Here is an 18,591-nt window from a genome sequence, read left to right as displayed (position 1 = left end):
ATTTTTATCCATACGGAATAATACAGCCTTATATATCCTGCAAAGAAATAGTACATTATACTCTTATACCTGACACATTTGTGACTAACTTATTTTTATCTTTATTGGCACCGCCAAAGAGTATAACATCCTTAGACACTTGCCATAAAATTGAAAATTTGTTTCTAACGAATGCCCCAGGTAGTTTATTTATAGCTGTTTTGTATTGCTATCTGAATGAAGTTTTTTGTATTCGGATGGAGAGATTCCTTCTATTTTTTTAAAAATTCTATTGAAGCTTGTTTTTGAATTAAATCCACTGTCATATGCTATTGCCAATAAGGTAAGATGATCAAAAGTTCTATCATTTATTTTTTTCTTTACCTCCTCTACCCGATATCCATTTATATAATCATAAAACGATATGTTCATATATTGATTTAATAATGCTGATAGTTTTTTATCTGTTATCGAAATTAAGGACGCTAATGATTTCAACGATATATTGGGGTCTAGAAAAGGTTTGTCTTCTCTCATTATTTTTTTTAATAACCCAATCTGTTCTTTCACTTCTGAAGCATCTATTTCTTCCCCTTTCTTTTGTTCTTTTACAGCAGTACCTCCAGAAGACTTTTTTTCTATATCGAATGTGTCTTTTAGTAAAAACTCAGGTAATAGTACCTTTGATTGCATAATCCCATAATACCCCACATATCCAACAAATACACTAACTCCTATTGCTATAACATAAAATGAATTAAACGGTAGTTCTTTTTCATCTATCAACAACTCCATGATGGTCGTAAAAATATCCAGGCTGATAACGATAATACCTCCATATAATAGTTTTTTTATCCATATCAAATCTATTCCACTGGTATTGGAATAATAATGCTCCATGATATGACGAACTTTTTTCAAGACATTCAACGATACAAAACAATATATCAAAGAATAAATAATTGATAATGAAGATAGATCTTCAACATATTCGAGATAGGAAAAAATAAACAACTGACTCCATGTAGAAACAAGAAATGGTATACTGATAAATATGAGATAAAAGAAAGGAATAATAAAATGTATCAGATTCTTCTTTATCAATGAATCTGTTGGTAAAAAAATGGACTTTACATAGAGTAATAATAAAGGACCAAAACAAACATTTGATACATCTTCAAAAACAAAAGTGCTATAAAACAGAAATGGTATTTTATGTAGAAATCCGTAGAAACATATCAATACTAACAATACCAAAAAAAAGATAGCAAATAATATTCTCCTGTGATATTCTTTATGCTCATTTTTAAAAAGTATAAACAGAATCATACTATTTACCAATAGTCCCATTACTAAAATGAAATCCAGTAGTAATTTCATATACAAATTCGATATCTCTCGTTGATAAATTGTTTTTAGAGAAATCGAAGTTACTACTATTCATGTTTAAAATTTCATTTTAATGTTATTTTTTTAACAAACAACAAACTGATGCTCTTTCTAATATTTTATAACCATAATGGCATTCTATCACAGGTTGACTACAACAGAGATCCCATAACATTATCTGTTTCAATACGGTATAGTCCTTTTCTCTATACCAGAAGAGTCAGTCCTTTAGAAATTGCTTGTTATGCTGTAATATTAAGCAGATAACTACAATGCAATACACTATCAAAAACGAATTCTAGTTAGGTATCGACGAATTCTAGTTTACCTACATTTCTCATGTGTTTTGACTGTACATTTACATCACAAATCATCGGAATATTTTCAAAATATGAGAAACGGATTTGCCTTATGCAATCCGTTTCCATATAACAAAAAACGATGTTATTCAGTAATCATTAAAATCCAAACAGATGAAAAAAATAGCTTTTATATTTATCTTGATTTTGAGTTTACACACAATTAGTGGTCAAGAGTTCACAGCTTCTACTGACTACATTTACACGAAAACGATCAAAAAAACAGGTAAAGAATATCCATCGTATGTGATTGATTTATATCAGAATAGTGATAACGATAAATCGCTGGTTTCTTTTACTATAGAAGACACAGAATTGTTTGAGGGTATCTTCTTATCTGTCAATAAAACTCCTGGATTAGAGGGTATCACTGAAGTTATAAAAATAGAAGTTGAATACCTGGGGTGTTGTGCTCATGTAGATGCATTATATTATATGCTTACAGATGAGAACAAAGTAATCAAACTTCCTAATCTAACCAATGTGTATTGTACAAATTCTAATGCTGATTTTCAATATACATTTCCAAATCAGCAACACGGTATTAAAAATAATATCTTAAAAACTAAAACTACCTATACAGATTCGCACAATAAAGGATTTGTGACCACAAAAGAAAGTTTCACATGGAATAACATGAATTACGCCCCTTCTCAGTCTACAGCTATAACAAGCAACTAACTATTAACACAAACTCAACAACAAGTATACAAAAGAAGGGGAATCCTTTTGTCTATTCGCCGGCTATTCTATTACGTGAGGAATAGTCGGCTTTTTCTATGATACAATAAATTGGTTTATTTATATTTGTGATACTCACAGAACGAGATAAATATCATAAAAACACTTCGGTTCTTCTTATGCAATCATTTCTATATCGATATGTGCAACTTTTATTCTTCTTTCTTCCGCTACTATCAACAGCTCAAAATAGTCAACTAAGAGCCTATTCTTCTGAAGATGGGTTACCGCAATCAGAAGTATTTGATATCATACAGGATGATAAAGGGTATTTGTGGATTGGAACACAAGGAGGCGGTCTTTGTCGTTTTGATGGAGATGAAATAAAAGTATGGAATGAGAACCAGGGATTGCCATCTAATTATATCAACGCTTTATTATATCAGGCTGATACGCTTTTTATTGGTACAAAGCGAGGATTATCTTTAAAGACTAAATCAAGTTTTTATCATGTAGAAGGTCCCAGAATCAACAAAATATTCACGATAAAAAATACGCTATATCTCAGTAGTACGATCGGATTATATACGTATAACAAATCAAATGGAATCCAAAAGGTTCCCCTCCACCCCAAAATCAATACCAGTAGTATTAAAGATATTGTATACGATGGAAAACTATATTGGATTGCAACAGATAAAGGATTGTGGAAGCTCAATTCTCTACAACAAAATGCTAGTATTATTGACCTTCATAGTCCCTATCATTTTACTACAGCCCGAATGCATCAGCATATTCTCTATGCTGCCGTAGCCAACACGGGAATTTTACGAATTAATACTCGTGGAAAAAGTTATGAAAACATCTGGATCAGGCACCGAAATATCAGAATTAACCAACTGTCATTTCAAAAAGAAAATGAACTATGGATGGCTACTGATAATGCGGGTATTATTATTTTAGACTTACATAACTACCATATAAAAGAAAAAATAAACCGAAGAAAAGGGCTTGCTGTTTCTCATATAAAAAAGACATTTACCGATACACATGACAATATATGGATTGCAACTGTAGGAGGCGGTTTTTATAAATATTTTACGAATAATTTTATTCATTATAATAAAAACAATGGCTTAAAAGGCAACCGGGTATATGCGGTTCATCATATCAAAAATAATATATGGGCTTCTAACTCTGAAGCCGGACTGGTTCAAATTGATTCCAGTGGTGTTACACACTTCGAACAACATCCATCATTATCAGATGTCCGTATCAAAACAATTACACATGATTCTAAAGGAAGCCTATGGGCTGGTACCGAAGGAAAAGGAATTCTCTATAGGCGTTTTTCATATAGAGACAGTATTGTAATTGATAGTAGTATCGCTACATTACCCAGTATTGACACAATACGAAAAAAAGTGAGTACGGATTATGTCATTGATAAAGCGACCTATAAAAAACTCCCTTCTGATTGGATTAAAGTACTCAATGCGCATAAAAATACGATCTGGGCAGCTTCTTATTCTTCAGGTATTTTCAAATTTCAATTTGACCCTGATCAAAAAAAGATACAAGAACTTACAGTTTTTAGAAAAAAACAGGGGATTAAAGACTTGCTTATTAATGATATGAAGACAGATTCGCTGGGAAGGGTTTGGTACAGTACCCAAAACGGTCATTTAGGATACATCCTAAACAATAACGTCTTTCATTTCGATAGTATCATCAAGCAAAAAACCTCTATCCGTTCTATTTTATTTCACAAAGGAATTATTTATATCGGAACCGCTGGAAAAGGTATTTGGGCTGCAAAAATGACCGACAAACCATACTTCACACAATTAAAAGGTGTCAAAAAACTGTATTCTAACAATATTTATCAAATTATCTTCGATAATGAAGGGTATTTATGGGCTGGAAGTGAAAGTGGTGTCGATAAAATTAGTCTGGATAAAAAGGGGGCGATTCTCGATGTGTTTCATTATGGAAGAAACGATGGTTTTCTGGGGATTGAAACCTGCCTTAATGCAGCTACTAAAGACGACGATGGGAACTTGTGGTTTGGAGCCATATACGGATTAACCAAATACAAGCCTTCAACTATTGAAAAACGAAGCCATGCTCCCTCTATTTATTTTGAAAATATAGAAGTATCCTATAAAAGTATTGATTCCATCAACCTCAACCAATGGGTACAAGAAGAAAAAGTACTACAACTTACCCCAGAACAAACTGAACTATCCTTTGATTATATAACAGTAGATATCGATCACCCACAGGATATCGAATACCGGTTTAAACTCAACAATTCGGAATGGAGTGATTGGTCAACCGATAGTAAGCAAAATCTGGCAGGGTTAGCATATGGTCCTCATACTTTCACAGCACAATCCAGAAACTACCGATGGCAGGAAAGTAATCCGATATCATTTCATTTTTTTATAGATAGTCCCATCTATGAAAAAGTATGGTTTCAATGGTCCATGGTAGGGCTTAGTATCTTTTTATTACTCGTTATAACTGCTTCCTATATCAGACGAGTAAAACGTGCCGGGAAAATTGAACGGGAAAGATTAGAACTTAAGAATCACCTTTTATCATTAGAGCAGAAAGCATTGCGACTACAAATGAATCCTCATTTTATCTTTAATGTACTGAATGGTATTAAGGCTATGGGAACCCGGGATCCTGAACGTATGAATACAACAATAAATACATTTGCTGTATTACTAAGAGAAACTCTATATAATTCGAGAAAAGATTATATCTCCCTGGATCAGGAAATAAAAACTATAAAACACTATATCGAAATTGAACAGCTGATGTCCAGCAAGCTGTTTACTTATGAAATTAATACAGATACAGAACATGATCCAGAAGAGATTCTAATTCCCCCTATGTTAATTCAACCTTTTGTAGAAAATGCCATTCGGCATGGAATTCTTAAAGCAATCTACCCTGGACACCTAAAAATATCATTTCATACCAGTGAAGATTTCTTATATTGCAGTGTACTTGATAATGGGGTTGGTATTTTTCAATCTCAAAAATCAAAAACCAGTACAGATCATCAATCAATGGCACTTACTGTAACGGAAGAAAGATTAGTTTCTATTTCAGGAAAAGATGCGCTGAAAATTAGTGAGATCATTGATGATGATCAAACCGTAAAAGGTACACAAATACAATTTAAAATTCCCCTAGAAACTGAATATTAATATGAGCCTACTAACTGCTATACTTGTTGAAGATATGCCTGATGCGCTTCAGCTTTTAGAAAAAGAAATAACAAGCCACCACACTGACATAAGTATCTTAGGAACAGCTCAAAGCGTCGTAGAAGCAGCAAAACTCCTACGGGTCAAAGAACCGGATATTCTCTTTCTGGATATTATGCTGGGTGATGGAACCGGTTTTGATATTCTCGAAATTTTCCCACATCTAAAGTCTAAAATTATCTTTGTTACAGCCAGTGATGAGTTTGCCATTCGCGCATTCAAATTTGCGGCTATTGATTATGTATTAAAACCCTATTCCAGTGAAGAACTAAGCCTGGCGATTAGCAGAGCAAAAGCTCAAATACACCCTACTAAAGAGCGATTGGATATTTTAAAAAACACCTTATCTGCTCCAGAAGAAAAACCGAATAAAATTTCTCTTCATACACTAGATAAAATTATTATTGTCAGCCTGGATGATATCATTCGCTGTGAATCTGATAGTAATAATACTATTTTTTATCTCCTGGACGGTCAGAAAATATTTGTAACCAAAACATTAAAATATTTTGCTGATATGCTTAAGTCATATCAGTTTATTCGGGTACATCAAAGTCATTTAATCAATTTACAACAAATCAGTGCTTTTATAAAAACTGACGGAGGGTACCTTTTATTAAAAAACGGAGAAAACATCCCTGTATCCGTTAGAAAAAAAACAGAAATCATAGAAATTCTGGATCAAATGCACCGCTAATTTCTTTAGTTTACTAACTCAATAACCAGCTCTAACATATTCATACGCTTTTTTTCTCTTTTGCGTTTATGATTCTAATCATAAACACCTCTCTATACGAGGTATTATTTTTGCCTTCTCAAAAAAATGTACAAGTGAAAAGAATGCCTGAAATACTTTTATCATTTATACTGGTAGCTAGTTGCTTCTCCTGTATATATCTGGTTCATGCTATCTTTTTTGCTACAATAAAGGAAGATGCCATTCTTGCGGCATTTGGAGCTTCTGCCGTGTTATCTTTTGGAAGTCAAACCACTTCCTATGGTACCAAAGACGCCTTTTTTGGTGCAGTTATCGGAGCTATTGTAGGTGTTAGCATTACCTATCTGGAAATTCCCGCTACTGTAGGCAGTATTCTCTCTATAAGCATCTGCATTGCAATAATGCAGGCAAGTCAAATTATCTATCCTCCCGGAGGAGCAATATCTTTAATCCCGATTATGGCAAATCAGCAGCTACAAGAACTCGGGTTTTTATTTGTCTTATCTCCTGTTTGTACAGGAATCTGTGTACTACTATTATTTTCTAAACTTAAAAACCTCATAAATAAAACCTCATGGCAAGTACAAAAACAATCGAAATCGTAAAAGCCACCGCTCCAGTACTGGAAGTACATGGAGAGACCATTACAAAAGTCTTCTATAAAAGACTCTTTAACCAGCATCCTGAGCTCAAAAATATTTTTAATATGAGTCATCAAAAACAGGGAACGCAACCAAAGGTCTTAGCAAATGCCATTTTTCAGTATGCACGTCATATTGACCAATTAGATCTATTAAAAGGAGCTGTAGAGTCCATTGCTCAAAAACATAGCAGCTTATCAATACGCCCGGAGATGTATCCTATCGTAGGAGAAAACCTATTGGTAGCAATAAAAGAAGTATTAGGCGATGCTGCAACTCCTGAAATCATGAATGCTTGGGAAGAAGCTTATGGGGATCTGGCAGCTATTTTTATAAATAGAGAGGAACAACTCTATAATGAAAAGGAAAAATCCCTTCATGGATTCAGAGGGCAAAAAGAATTCATCGTTTTTAAAAAAGTAGCAGAAAGTAATGTCATTACCTCTTTTTACCTAAAGCGAATTGACGGTACTCCTGTTCCTAGCTTTATTCCCGGACAATATGTAGGTATTACACTGGAAATTCCCGGTACCTCTCATAAACACACCCGTAATTATAGTTTATCAGATGCTCCGCAAAAAGACTATTTACGCATCAGTGTCAAAAAGGAGAAAGGAGACCCTGATGGGATTGTTTCTAATTATTTACATAATAATATAGAAACTGGTGATACCTTATCTGTAGGTATGCCATCAGGAGAGTTTGTAGTAAGAGATTCTAATGCTCCTGTTGTCTTATTAGCAGGAGGTGTCGGAATCACTCCTCTATTAAGTATGTACAAAGCTTTGGTTAAAAATCCACATAGAAGGGTGATTTTTATTCAATGTGTATTACATAGCGGTACTCATGCTTTTAAACAAGAAATAGCAACCCTAGCACATCCTGATGTTTCATCTGTTCATATATATAGTGCTCCTCTGACAACTGACACATTAGGCGAAACTCACGATTTTGAAGGGTTTCTGAGCAAGGAAATTCTCAAAACGGTTGGTATTACTGCAGAAAGCGACTTCTACTGCTGTGGTCCTGCTCCTTTTATGGCTAATGCATTACACCTATTAGATGAATTGGAGATTCCCACATCTCAAATTCATTATGAGTTTTTTGGTCCCGCAGAAGAACTGGAATTGGTTTAATACTAAAAATAGCACCTCTTTTTTAGAGGTGCTATCTAATTTTCTCTCCTATACCGGAAATATCACCATACTTCCACAAAACCGAGACTCTCTAATCGATTAGGTTCTCTGGATATTCCAGGAATTCTAGGTGCAGAAGTCAGACTCTCTTCTATAATTGGCGTACCTATAATCTCTCCCGTATCTTTTCTTAGTTTATAAAATGACCCCTTATATGCGCTATTGGGGTTTTCTGGCTTTTCTTCTATAGCATAATGATCTAGTTCTTCAAAAATGGTCATTTTTATATTCCAGGCATATGTATTAATAGCTACCTGCTCTCCATAAATTACCTTCATGGCTTTATTAATAATATTTCTATGATCAACAGATTCAAGATATAGTTGTGTTTTAGAGGAAAATCCGGTACCACTTGCTTCATAAAAATTCCCTTTATTACCATAAAAATTATTACGATACCCACTTAATTGTACTTTTCCTGAAGGCAATTCTACTTGTATGTCATAAAAAAACTTAGCATACATAGGAACGAATCGTACATTTCTTTCAAAGGAAACGATTATTTTTCTTTGATTAGTCATAACTCTCACAAAGTCAAAATCAGCAATTGTCATAGCTGGTCGAATCGTTCTGTCTTGTTTGATTAATTGTAGCGCAATATCTATGATTTTTTCCCTACCTAATCTTAACGTTTGTTGAAGGTTATACCTCTTTTTGATGTTTTCTAATAAAAATAATTGCCCTTTTTCTCCAATAACTTGCGTGTTCATAGTCAAGATTTTTTCTTTTAGTTTTAAGATGTAATATGGTGGGGATAAAGTAAGCTAGTACATTTCATATTTTTATAAATAAACAGGTATGTGATTAAGTATAAAAACCATATGTACTTCTTATAGTGCTATATGGATATTATATGTATTGTACTTCTGTAAAAGTAAGAGGCTTTTCTTCAGAAAACAATAGCTCAAAGGGGGGATTTTTCCCCTAATTGCAATAGTTTCAGTAGATTTTTAGAATAATGAAGATGATAAATTTTCATTATTTGTTTTTTAAAGCATTTAGATAGGATTTCTTTGAGAATAAGAACTATGATATTCTTAAGACATAATACTATGCAAAACCATTCCTATACAAATCAGTAGCATACCAATAATTGCATATTCATCGGGCATGTGTATTTGTAAGAGAATTACCTCTCCTAAAAATGCGAATACAACTTCTGTTGCTTGAGTTGCTTCTACCGCTGCTAGCCTATTTTTATTTGTTCTAACCTTATCTGTAGCCATAAAAAATAAGGTAGTTGCTATTACTCCCGATGCTATAGCAACAATAAAAGTTTGAGATACTTCTACTATGGTGGGTTGAGGTGCCGTGAAAATTCCAACAATGGTTATCACAAACCAAAATGGCATACTTGCTATGGTCATTCCTAAAGTACGTTGCAATCCACTCAATTTCCCATTCGTTAATTCCATCATTTTTCTATTCCCTAACGGGTAAGCAAAAGCAGCTAGAATCACCGGTAGTACACTTATAAGCAAAAGGGATCCTGATATTTGTTCTAGTTGCCCAATTTGAGTTAAGAAAACACCTGTCAATATGATCCCTGAAAAAAGATATCCTTTTTTCTGTTTATTTTTATGATAAAAGGTCCCTTTGGATAAGGTATCTAATATAAGTCCTGCAACAATGGTTATCTGCCAGGTACAAGCAATTAACCAGGAGGGAGCATATGAAGCTGCAAAAGTAAGTGGTAGATAGAATACCCCAAAACCAATAGTACTCCAGATCATCCATTTACTTGGTTTTTTTAAGATCTCTCTTATCAATGGTTTTATTTTTTGTTGGCTTCCTACTACAATTAGTAATAATGGCAACATCCAGAAAAAACGAAAAGAAGCACTCCATATCCAGTGACCGCCAGATACAGACATAAAACGATTCAAAACAAAAGTGACTGCAAAGAACAATGCTGATAATATCCCTAAAAAAATTGGGATTAATTTTCTAAACTTCATAACTAATATTTTTTAATGGCCCGCAAAAAAAAATATTATTGTGTTATGAAAATTGTAAAAAAACGAAATATAAATTCAAAACATTAGCACACACCTCCTCTTTGCTAATACACATGGCATTCATATTCAGAGTAATCCTCAAGGCATTTAAACCTTATTATCCAGTAAAATACTTTATATGGACAACCTTATAGATTTATCCCTATAAAAAAGCAGCAGTGTTAATTATCGAATTAACACTGCTGCTTTTTATTTTATTTTCCTGAAAGGTTTTATCCTTTTAACCAAGATTTTCTAAGAGATTGTTGTTGTTCTGTCGCGTTTTCTAAAGTACCTAGTATTTTACCAACGGTATAAGACTTGGCAACTTTGGTATCTATCACTACTTCTTTACCTGCTCTATTTAGTTTTAGAGTAACCGGGTCTCCTTCCTTCCACTGCATTGTTGCTCCTAATACATCTTGCGCATTCATAATGGTTACTTCTTTCCCATTCAATGAAACGATCTCATCATTAGGTAAAACTCCATTATCAGCCCAGAAGCTATTATTTTTAACCAATTCATTAAAGTAAATGGTTCGTTTCTCCTGATTACCTGCCAGAATTAATGCCCCGTTATTCATAATATAATTGGTTTCGACTTTTTCTTCTTTCTTTCCCAATCCTACTTTATCAAAGAATTTTTGATAATCAATAGGGGTTGTTCCTACTACATGAGTTTTTAGAAATTCTCCAACAGAAGGATATGTCATTTCTGTAATTTCATCAATAATTTTATCATCTTCAAAAGGTTTGTTTTTTCCATATTTCAATGATAACTCTTTCATTAATGATAATATTCCTCTGGTACCATTACTTTCTTCTCGCATAAGGATATCAATACACATTCCTATCAGTGCTCCTTTTTGATATACATTATAATAGTTCGGAGCATAAGGGTCTTCCAGAATATTTTCACTCATCACTGTAAAACTCATGGAATCATCCATCGTTTTTGAAGTTTCAATTTTTTCAGTGATCTTTTTATAGAATTCTTTTTCTGACACTAAATCCTGATCTACCTGAAAAATACTTGCAAAATATTCAGTTACTCCTTCATACATCCAAAGATGTTTAGAAAAAGTCGGTTGGTCATAATCAAAATAATGAACATCTTCTGAATGTACACTTAGAGGAGTTACAATATGAAAGAATTCATGAGAGACTACATCAATCATTGATTGCGCTAAAGCATCCGCAGGCATTTGTTCTGGTAATACTACTACTGTAGAGGTATGGTGCTCTAAGGCTCCAAACCCTGTTGGTGCTGTTTCTGTTGCTGGAGCCAAGTATAAATAGATATCGTATCTCGGAGTACTATTAATATCTCCTAAATATGTCTTCTGCGCCTGCATCATCTTGTATACAGTCTCTTTTATCCCTGCTGCAGTATGTACTTTATTAGGAGAATACACACTCAATACAATTTTGATATCTCCTACCTGAAATTCTTCTACATCCAGATTTCCATAAAACATCGGATTATCGGTTATATCGAAATAACGGTTTGCTGCATACTTATCAGTAGTAACTGTTTTTGCTTCGTTTTGTACAGAACTTACTTTTTGTAATGCAGAAGTTCTCTTCATAGAACTAGCTGCTGATACATCTAATGAATACTGTGCATTTTTTAACACATCAAAATACCCAATAAATCCGTGAAGGTTTAGTACGAAGTTATCTGGTTCTATGTTTGTTCCTGATGGAGAAAAAGGAATTTCTTCTTCTTTATTTTCTATATCATACGTATCATTAACCTTATAGGTAATTTTATCTAATTCTTTGGCATTGACAATCCTCCAGGAATTCGCATCCTTTTTTTCTACAGATAACTCATTCCCGTCATAATCCAATGCTTTAAAATCGTCTACAAATCGCCCAAAATCACTTACAGCATATGTTCCCTGTACGACACGTGGCAATAAGTATGTTACGGTGTCCTGTGTAAACCTACCAGGGTTTACGGTTACCGGAACTTTATCCTCTACTACTTTTGTCAAGTCTATAGAGGTAGCTATTGGTGTAGTTGTTGCACCATCTGTAATTTGTTTAGTCGCTCCACATCCAACAAGTAACATTCCTATCGAAATTGTGGCTAGTGTATTTTTCATCTATAAAGTTTTTTGTTTTCATACAATTACTTTTACAATAATAACCTTCTTTCTCAGTCTATCCTAGAAAAATAAATTGTATTGTAAAAGTAGACGCTTATTATGGGGCAATGTTACATATTCTCAAATTAAAATGACATTTTTATTTTTAATTCGCAGCTAATCATGTTTTTTTAGTTTAAAAAATTTCAAATTAATAAAAAACTCCCCCAGATAAACTATGTCTGAGAGAGTTTTTAAATGCTTTTATATTCTTTTTTTAGAATTGATATGAAATTCCCACATTTCCAATTCCTTTATATCCATATCCTGCTTCTAATGATACGCCCAGACGCTTTCCGAATCGCACTCCCAATGCAGTAACATGAAAGTTAATCAGGTTTTCATTCTTTTTATAAGAAACAGCACTACTATTCGCTGATGATCTAAAATCTTCTTTGACATTTGTGAAACCAAGTCCTAAACCTGAATACAACTTGAACCAATCTTTATTTAGGTATTTATAATTAGCTTCAATAGCTATTGTTCCATGCTCCTGCTCTCTTTTTCCCAAAAGGTTTTTTCGGTCAGAAACTAATTGTCTCTCAACAATATCATCTTTAATTTGTTCATACGATACAAAAAGACCTAATTGAAACCTTTCTGATATGGAATGATTGTATGCCAGATATAATGTTCCTGTTCCGGATTTAAAATCACTTTCTAGCTTATTAAATCCCTGGCTTATACGAAAATCTTTTCCCAAATCTGCACTCTTGATACTGTTTTTAAAAATTAAACTTGATGAAGGTAGTCCCAAACCAATTTTCACTTCATGTTTTTTACTCTCCTGAGCATAAGTAGTATAACTACTGATTGCCACTACTAAAAATGTAATTACTTTAATTGTTTTCATAACTATTTATTTATTAATTATTAGGGTATTTATAGATTGAGTACTCTACACATAGAGTAAGTTTCATTACTCTAAAAAATCCAAATTACACCTCGACAGCTGTGTTTTTCGATAAAAGAAACCTTTACTTCTAATAAGTTCTCTATGATATCTTTTTCTCCAATCCAGCTCTTACTTAAGTGCACTTTGAAAGGTGTGAAGTTCTCAGGTTATTCATTTTAATTTTTATTTGTTTCGAGAAAAGTAAAACTATAGGTATCAGACACACTCACATGCCCTTTACTATCAATAGCCTCTACACTCCAGAAAACTCGTACTGGATTTAGTACTTCTACTTGATTTCCAGCTGTGAGAATACTTAAATCATTTAATTGTTGAATTCTTCTCGCTAATTTTTGAGAAAAAACAAATGAGGTTTCTTCCCCTACATCAAATTTTTCTTCCAGAGAAGTTAATGAGGTATACACTATTGTTACCCGATATGTAACCGCTTCTTTTTCTTTAGAAACCGATGGAGTCCATTTTAATTTTAAACCTTCTAAAAAAACGCGCTTTGCATTATTGATGGGCAATACCAACTTAGGTGGTGATAATAATGAACTTTTAATCGGTGTATCTTCTTTTTCACAGGAAGTGAGTATACATAGAGTGGTCATTACAAAAATGAAAATACTCTTTTTCATAGTTTTAAAATCGTTAAAAATTAATAATACAAGGGCTGTCTACCTACATTTTGTAAGCAAACCACCGTGTAAAAACCAGAATATATTATACTGGTTGGTTATAAAAAATGATTGATTATTGGACGACTACAACATTGGATTGTTCGAATAATTGATATCCGCTAAACACGCCAATTCCATTAGTAACATTACTTCTAAAATTGGAGGGTTCATAGAATGGGTGATTAGGATTGTATTCTGACAACAATTTATGGAAATCATAATACAGTTTATCGACGGTGTATAGATATGTTTTAATTCTCATCTTCTGTCCTTCATCTCTAGTAAACAAGGCCTTTCCATAGAAATCGATAATTCCATCAGGAGATCTTTTATCGGTTAGAAATTTAGGCGACGGATAAATTTCATCAGATATCTCTGAATAAAAATTATCAAGCATATCACTATTAATCCCAAAAGATATCGCCCTTTCTGTACCATCTGAAGGTCCATCCGAAGTTTCGTAAGTATCTGTAGCAAACACAATATAATAGTTCTCTTGATCTGGTATATCCCCGATCTGAAAAAACACATTTTCTGTCTGATTTGTTCCCCCAGAAAAAAACTTAGGTTCCAAAATTGTAGTATTCATAGAAGGGATGGTTGTCTCTGCTGTCACTTTTTGGAAACCATCTACTATAACTTCCAGGGTATACATCTGCCCTTCTTTTATAGGAAACTCAGTACCTGGCAACATATATTTCTTACGAACCGGGTTATATGATAACTCTTTTCTCAGTCCATTTCCCTCAATGGTTACTTTGGCATCTTTAACCAATAAATCATCCAGTAAGGTGTCTTCCAATCCTAACTGATCAGCTCTATTAAATGATTTTGACACATTTATCTTTATAGTATCTTCTTGAGGTGATATAAAACCAAACACTACTATTTTTTCTCCATATATGTCTAATCTATCTGATAAATCTACTTCTTTTTCACAGGATGAACTGCATATTAGCGCTATGCATAGTACCCCATAAAATAACTGTATATTCTTCATGATCTTATGTTTTTTTTTAAAATTCTAATTTGTATGAAAAAGAAGGAATAATCCCCAATAGAGATATACGCTGTAATTCATACAAATTAGAATCGTAATTTTTCTTTATTCGATACCCAAAAGGGTTATATCTGGCATACGCATTATATATACTAATCTCCCAAGTTCTTTTTCTTCCTTTCTTCTGTTTGTGAAACTGAATCCCTAGATCCAATCGATGTGTACTCTCTCCTCTAAAATCATTTTTTTGACTAAAAACCCCTAGATTACCGATAACATCGTCTCCATTGGGTCTGTACAAATCATTAATCGGAGTATTAAAAACAGTTTTAATACCTCCATTAGCCAAGCTATAGTTATTTCCTGATCCATATATCCAATTCGCTCCTAATGTTATTTTCTTGCTCGGTTTATAACTCAATACGACAGATGCATCATGTCTTCTATCGTATTTTGCTAAAAACTTTTTCCCAAAATTAACGTCATCAAATTGTCGTTCTGACCAGGATAATGCATACCCAATCCACCCAGAAAACTTTCCAAATTTCTTTTGTAAAAAAAACTCTGTTCCGTATGCCCATGCTTTTCCCGATGTTACTACTTCATTAAAATCGAATTGTTCTACACTTGATGAATTTGTTCCCAAAAAACCAGCTCCTTCCTTATAACCTATTACATTGTCTGATTTTTTATAATACGATTCTATTGAAAGTGATATATTATTTTTAAAATCTTTTATTGCTCCTATTGCTAGTTGTTTTGAAGATTGGGGTCGGATTTTTTCGGTAGATGGTACCCATAAATCTGTGGGTAATAAAGCTCCGGAACTGGTTAATAAATGCACATATTGATTCATTGATGAATAAGAGGCTTTTATTGCCAGGTTTTTTTGTATTCTATAACCGAATGATATCCGTGGTTCTGGTTTAATATAAATTTTACTCCCGCTTTTAAAACTACTGATCCGCGCTCCGATATTAGCCTTCAATCGTTGGGTTATTTTCCAGTCATCTTCTACATAAACTGCCAACTCATTATTGATATATTTTCTTCCCAGAAAAGTCGAAGCATTGCTCGAATGGTCTACTGATAATACCCCTGGATTAAATTCGTGATTTGTAAAATGTACTCCTGTTCGAATATGATGTTCCAGAGATGGTATTATATCCATGTCATACTTAATCCCCAAATCCCTTATATTCGATTCATACATGGTTGCGACAGTATTTTTTTCCAAACTTCTCTCTGTTTTAATATAGAAAGAATAATCACTATAGATTAAAGAGGTATTGGCAAAACTTTTGGCATTGAATTGGTGGTTCCATCGAAGGGTTGTAGTTGCATTTCCCCATGACATTTCTGAAAAATCATCTCCAAAAACTTTATCTTTTTCTTCTGAACCAAAACTATCCCGTCCAAAATACCCACTGGCATACAACTTATCTTTTTTACCCAGTTCAAAATTGACTTTCATGTTCATATCAAAAAAACTAAGTGTCGGACGTATATCATCTTTTTTAACAAGAGGTCTTACAATTAAATCGATATAACTTCTCCTTCCTGAAAACAAAAAGGAACTTTTATTTTTCTTAATTGGTCCTTCTAAGGTAACATTCGAAGAGATTAATCCTATTCCTATTTTTCCGTGATATTCTTTTTTATTCCCTTCTATCATTCTCATATCAATAACAGATGATAAACGCCCCCCATATCTGGCTGGAAAGGCACCTTTGTATAATTTTGCACTTTTTAATGCATCTCCACTAAATACTGAAAACAGCCCCAAAACGTGATTTACATTATACACGGTAGCATCATCCAATATAATCAGATTCTGATCTGGTCCTCCTCCTCTTACGTACAGCCCGGTATTCCCTTCTGCTCCTGCATGTACTCCCGGCATTAACTGAAATACCTTGAGCATATCTTTTTCTCCTAATAACATGGGAACATCTTGTGCTTGTTTTATCGGTAACCCTATTTCACTCATCTGAGAAGATCTGCTTTCTTTTTCTTTTTCTTTTTTATCAGAGACTACCACTACTTCATTGAGATATGTAATATCTTCTTCCATAAAAAAATCTTCTTGTATGTTTGATGTCAAAACAATGTCTCTGGAGATTGTTTTAAACCCTAAAAACGAATATGTAATTTCATGTGTCCCCTCTGGTAATGTCAATGAATAAAAACCATATCCATTGGTTATTACTCCTTTCTGTAAAGAGGTTGCGTAGATCGCAACTCCTGGTAATAACTCCTGACTATCTTTATCTTTAATATATCCTGAAATAGTATATTTTTTTGGAGGTTCTACTTCAAAAATCACGACTGTTTCTCCTATATATTTATAGGAAAGAAACGCCGGGGATAATATCTCTTTTAATATGTAATCTAGACTTTTATTTACATACGTTTTATCTATTTTATTTTGAAGCGATTTCAGATTATTATTGAAAGAAAATGAACCTTTTTTGGTATTCTTTTCTAATTTTTCTAATGCTTCTTTTATTGTTATATTTTCTAATACTATTGAAATACCACTCTCTTGCGCTTGTATTGTTTTTGCAATACAGAAAGTGAATAAAATCCAAATAAGTTGTCGCATTTATTCTATTTTATAACCCTCTTTTTCTTCTATTATCTGAATTCCACATGTAATTCTTAAAATTTCGATAACTTCTGAAAGGGCTATTTTACTAAACTTGGTTGATAAATTACAATCTATTGATGTTTCATCAACTACACTAATTTGTTTTTCGTAATATTGATTAAGATATGTTATTACTTCGGTAAGCGGTGTATTATTAAACTCGAATATTCCTGTCTTCCAAGACATAAAATTTTTGTCTCTGTTTTCATATGCTACTAGTTCATGAGCATTCAGGAATGCAGTATATCCGGGAGTCACCACAACAGAAGCATTTATATGAGATGCTTTTACCCCAACTTTTCCCGTTGCTACTGTCACTTTTGTTTCTGTACTATCGTTTTTAATATTGAATGAAGTTCCCAGTACTGTTACTTCTGAATCATTCATTGTAATTACGAAAGGTTTCTCTTTATTTTCTGCTACATCAAAGAACGCTTCTCCTTTTAGCTCCACATTTCTTATACTAGAAGAAAATCGATTCGGATATTGTAGTGTTGCATTTTTATTTAACCATACCTTTGTTCCATCAGCCAGTATAACTTCTTTTCCTTTTGAGGTATTCGTATTTTCTGCTATAACAATGTTCTCCTCAGTCATATCCGAATACAAATAATAGCCGGCAGCAGTAACCATAAATAGCACTACTAATATCGCAGCTATTCTTCTTAGATACGTATATAATGGAATGACTTTGGGCGTTTCTTTTTTTCTAGCCTGAACAGCTTTTTCGATCTTATCCAATGCTGTTTTTGTATCAAAATCAGTTATATTAACCTCTGCCCCTTCTAAGTCCCATAGCCGCTTAAGCATTAGATATTCAGTTTTATTTTGCTCTATAAACAAACTTACTTGTGCTTCTTCTGCAGCTGTTGTTTCTTTTAAAAAGTGCTTTGATAATATTTCATAAAAATTATCCATATTCTGGTGTTCTTAGATGGCTACACTAATATGTCGATAAAAATTGAC

At 33.2% G+C, this 18,591-nt stretch carries 14 protein-coding genes; 5 read left to right on the top strand and 9 right to left on the bottom strand.

The features are described from left to right. Positions 1 to 189 precede the first annotated feature (189 nt). Positions 190 to 1,359 (bottom strand): helix-turn-helix domain-containing protein, encoded by a 1,170-nt coding sequence (locus HN014_RS22560; protein ID WP_217704340.1) that lies wholly within the window; start codon positions 1,357 to 1,359, stop codon positions 190 to 192. Positions 1,360 to 1,841: 482 nt separating this feature from the next. Between HN014_RS22560 and HN014_RS16410 the strand changes: the two genes are divergently transcribed. The 5 genes from HN014_RS16410 (at position 1,842) to hmpA (ending at position 8,187) form a co-directional block, all read left to right on the top strand. After that, positions 1,842 to 2,408, top strand: coding sequence for a hypothetical protein (locus HN014_RS16410; protein WP_176029934.1), 567 nt, complete (start codon positions 1,842 to 1,844; stop codon positions 2,406 to 2,408). Between the two features lie 179 nt (positions 2,409 to 2,587). Further along, positions 2,588 to 5,632, top strand: a complete 3,045-nt coding sequence (locus HN014_RS16405; RefSeq protein ID WP_176029933.1) for a two-component regulator propeller domain-containing protein — start codon at positions 2,588 to 2,590, stop codon at positions 5,630 to 5,632. Between the two features lies 1 nt (position 5,633). Beyond that, a complete protein-coding gene (locus HN014_RS16400) occupies positions 5,634 to 6,389 on the top strand; it encodes a LytTR family DNA-binding domain-containing protein (RefSeq protein WP_176029932.1) in 756 nt (251 codons plus the stop codon). 143 nt (positions 6,390 to 6,532) lie between these two features. Continuing rightward, complete coding sequence (locus tag HN014_RS16395) at positions 6,533 to 7,015, top strand: HPP family protein (protein ID WP_176029931.1); 483 nt, start codon at positions 6,533 to 6,535, stop codon at positions 7,013 to 7,015. After that, positions 6,985 to 8,187 (top strand): NO-inducible flavohemoprotein, encoded by a 1,203-nt coding sequence (hmpA, locus tag HN014_RS16390; RefSeq protein WP_176029930.1) that lies wholly within the window; start codon positions 6,985 to 6,987, stop codon positions 8,185 to 8,187. The genes HN014_RS16395 and hmpA overlap by 31 nt, the downstream gene beginning before the upstream one ends. Positions 8,188 to 8,249: 62 nt before the next feature. Here the strand turns inward: hmpA and HN014_RS16385 are convergent, their stop codons facing one another. The 8 genes from HN014_RS16385 to HN014_RS16350 form a co-directional block, all read right to left on the bottom strand. Further along, positions 8,250 to 8,957 (bottom strand): hypothetical protein, encoded by a 708-nt coding sequence (locus HN014_RS16385; protein ID WP_176029929.1) that lies wholly within the window; start codon positions 8,955 to 8,957, stop codon positions 8,250 to 8,252. A 327-nt stretch (positions 8,958 to 9,284) separates the two neighbouring features. Continuing rightward, positions 9,285 to 10,205 carry a multidrug resistance efflux transporter family protein gene (locus HN014_RS16380; RefSeq protein ID WP_176029928.1) on the bottom strand — a complete coding sequence of 307 codons (921 nt, stop codon included), beginning with the start codon at positions 10,203 to 10,205 and terminating at the stop codon, positions 9,285 to 9,287. Positions 10,206 to 10,477: 272 nt separating this feature from the next. Next, positions 10,478 to 12,355: a PDZ domain-containing protein gene (locus HN014_RS16375; RefSeq protein WP_176029927.1), complete on the bottom strand. Its 1,878-nt coding sequence runs from the start codon at positions 12,353 to 12,355 to the stop codon at positions 10,478 to 10,480. A gap of 259 nt (positions 12,356 to 12,614) precedes the next feature. Continuing rightward, positions 12,615 to 13,250 carry an outer membrane beta-barrel protein gene (locus HN014_RS16370; protein ID WP_176029926.1) on the bottom strand — a complete coding sequence of 212 codons (636 nt, stop codon included), beginning with the start codon at positions 13,248 to 13,250 and terminating at the stop codon, positions 12,615 to 12,617. A gap of 218 nt (positions 13,251 to 13,468) precedes the next feature. After that, on the bottom strand, positions 13,469 to 13,933 hold the full coding sequence (locus HN014_RS16365) for a hypothetical protein (RefSeq protein ID WP_176029925.1): 465 nt from the start codon (positions 13,931 to 13,933) through the stop codon (positions 13,469 to 13,471). 115 nt (positions 13,934 to 14,048) lie between these two features. Next, complete coding sequence (locus HN014_RS16360; protein WP_176029924.1) at positions 14,049 to 14,975, bottom strand: DUF4249 domain-containing protein; 927 nt, start codon at positions 14,973 to 14,975, stop codon at positions 14,049 to 14,051. Between the two features lie 16 nt (positions 14,976 to 14,991). Further along, positions 14,992 to 17,580 carry a TonB-dependent receptor gene (locus tag HN014_RS16355; RefSeq protein WP_176029923.1) on the bottom strand — a complete coding sequence of 863 codons (2,589 nt, stop codon included), beginning with the start codon at positions 17,578 to 17,580 and terminating at the stop codon, positions 14,992 to 14,994. Continuing rightward, a complete protein-coding gene (locus HN014_RS16350) occupies positions 17,581 to 18,543 on the bottom strand; it encodes a FecR family protein (protein ID WP_176029922.1) in 963 nt (320 codons plus the stop codon). Between the last annotated feature and the right edge of the window lie 48 nt (positions 18,544 to 18,591).

The sequence above is a fragment of the Aquimarina sp. TRL1 genome, from assembly GCF_013365535.1.
Classification (GTDB): domain Bacteria; phylum Bacteroidota; class Bacteroidia; order Flavobacteriales; family Flavobacteriaceae; genus Aquimarina; species Aquimarina hainanensis.
This window is presented reverse-complemented; position numbering and strand designations above follow the sequence as displayed.

Excerpts from the sequence above, each read along its gene's own strand:
- HN014_RS22560 (WP_217704340.1), bottom strand. The coding sequence starts at position 1,359 with ATGAAATTACTACTGGATTTCATTTTAGTAATGGGACTATTGGTAAAT.
- HN014_RS16410 (WP_176029934.1), top strand. The coding sequence starts at position 1,842 with ATGAAAAAAATAGCTTTTATATTTATCTTGATTTTGAGTTTACACACA.
- HN014_RS16405 (WP_176029933.1), top strand. The coding sequence starts at position 2,588 with ATGCAATCATTTCTATATCGATATGTGCAACTTTTATTCTTCTTTCTT.
- HN014_RS16400 (WP_176029932.1), top strand. The coding sequence starts at position 5,634 with ATGAGCCTACTAACTGCTATACTTGTTGAAGATATGCCTGATGCGCTT.
- HN014_RS16395 (WP_176029931.1), top strand. The coding sequence starts at position 6,533 with ATGCCTGAAATACTTTTATCATTTATACTGGTAGCTAGTTGCTTCTCC.
- hmpA (WP_176029930.1), top strand. The coding sequence starts at position 6,985 with ATGGCAAGTACAAAAACAATCGAAATCGTAAAAGCCACCGCTCCAGTA.
- HN014_RS16385 (WP_176029929.1), bottom strand. The coding sequence starts at position 8,957 with ATGAACACGCAAGTTATTGGAGAAAAAGGGCAATTATTTTTATTAGAA.
- HN014_RS16380 (WP_176029928.1), bottom strand. The coding sequence starts at position 10,205 with ATGAAGTTTAGAAAATTAATCCCAATTTTTTTAGGGATATTATCAGCA.
- HN014_RS16375 (WP_176029927.1), bottom strand. The coding sequence starts at position 12,355 with ATGAAAAATACACTAGCCACAATTTCGATAGGAATGTTACTTGTTGGA.
- HN014_RS16370 (WP_176029926.1), bottom strand. The coding sequence starts at position 13,250 with ATGAAAACAATTAAAGTAATTACATTTTTAGTAGTGGCAATCAGTAGT.
- HN014_RS16365 (WP_176029925.1), bottom strand. The coding sequence starts at position 13,933 with ATGAAAAAGAGTATTTTCATTTTTGTAATGACCACTCTATGTATACTC.
- HN014_RS16360 (WP_176029924.1), bottom strand. The coding sequence starts at position 14,975 with ATGAAGAATATACAGTTATTTTATGGGGTACTATGCATAGCGCTAATA.
- HN014_RS16355 (WP_176029923.1), bottom strand. The coding sequence starts at position 17,580 with ATGCGACAACTTATTTGGATTTTATTCACTTTCTGTATTGCAAAAACA.
- HN014_RS16350 (WP_176029922.1), bottom strand. The coding sequence starts at position 18,543 with ATGGATAATTTTTATGAAATATTATCAAAGCACTTTTTAAAAGAAACA.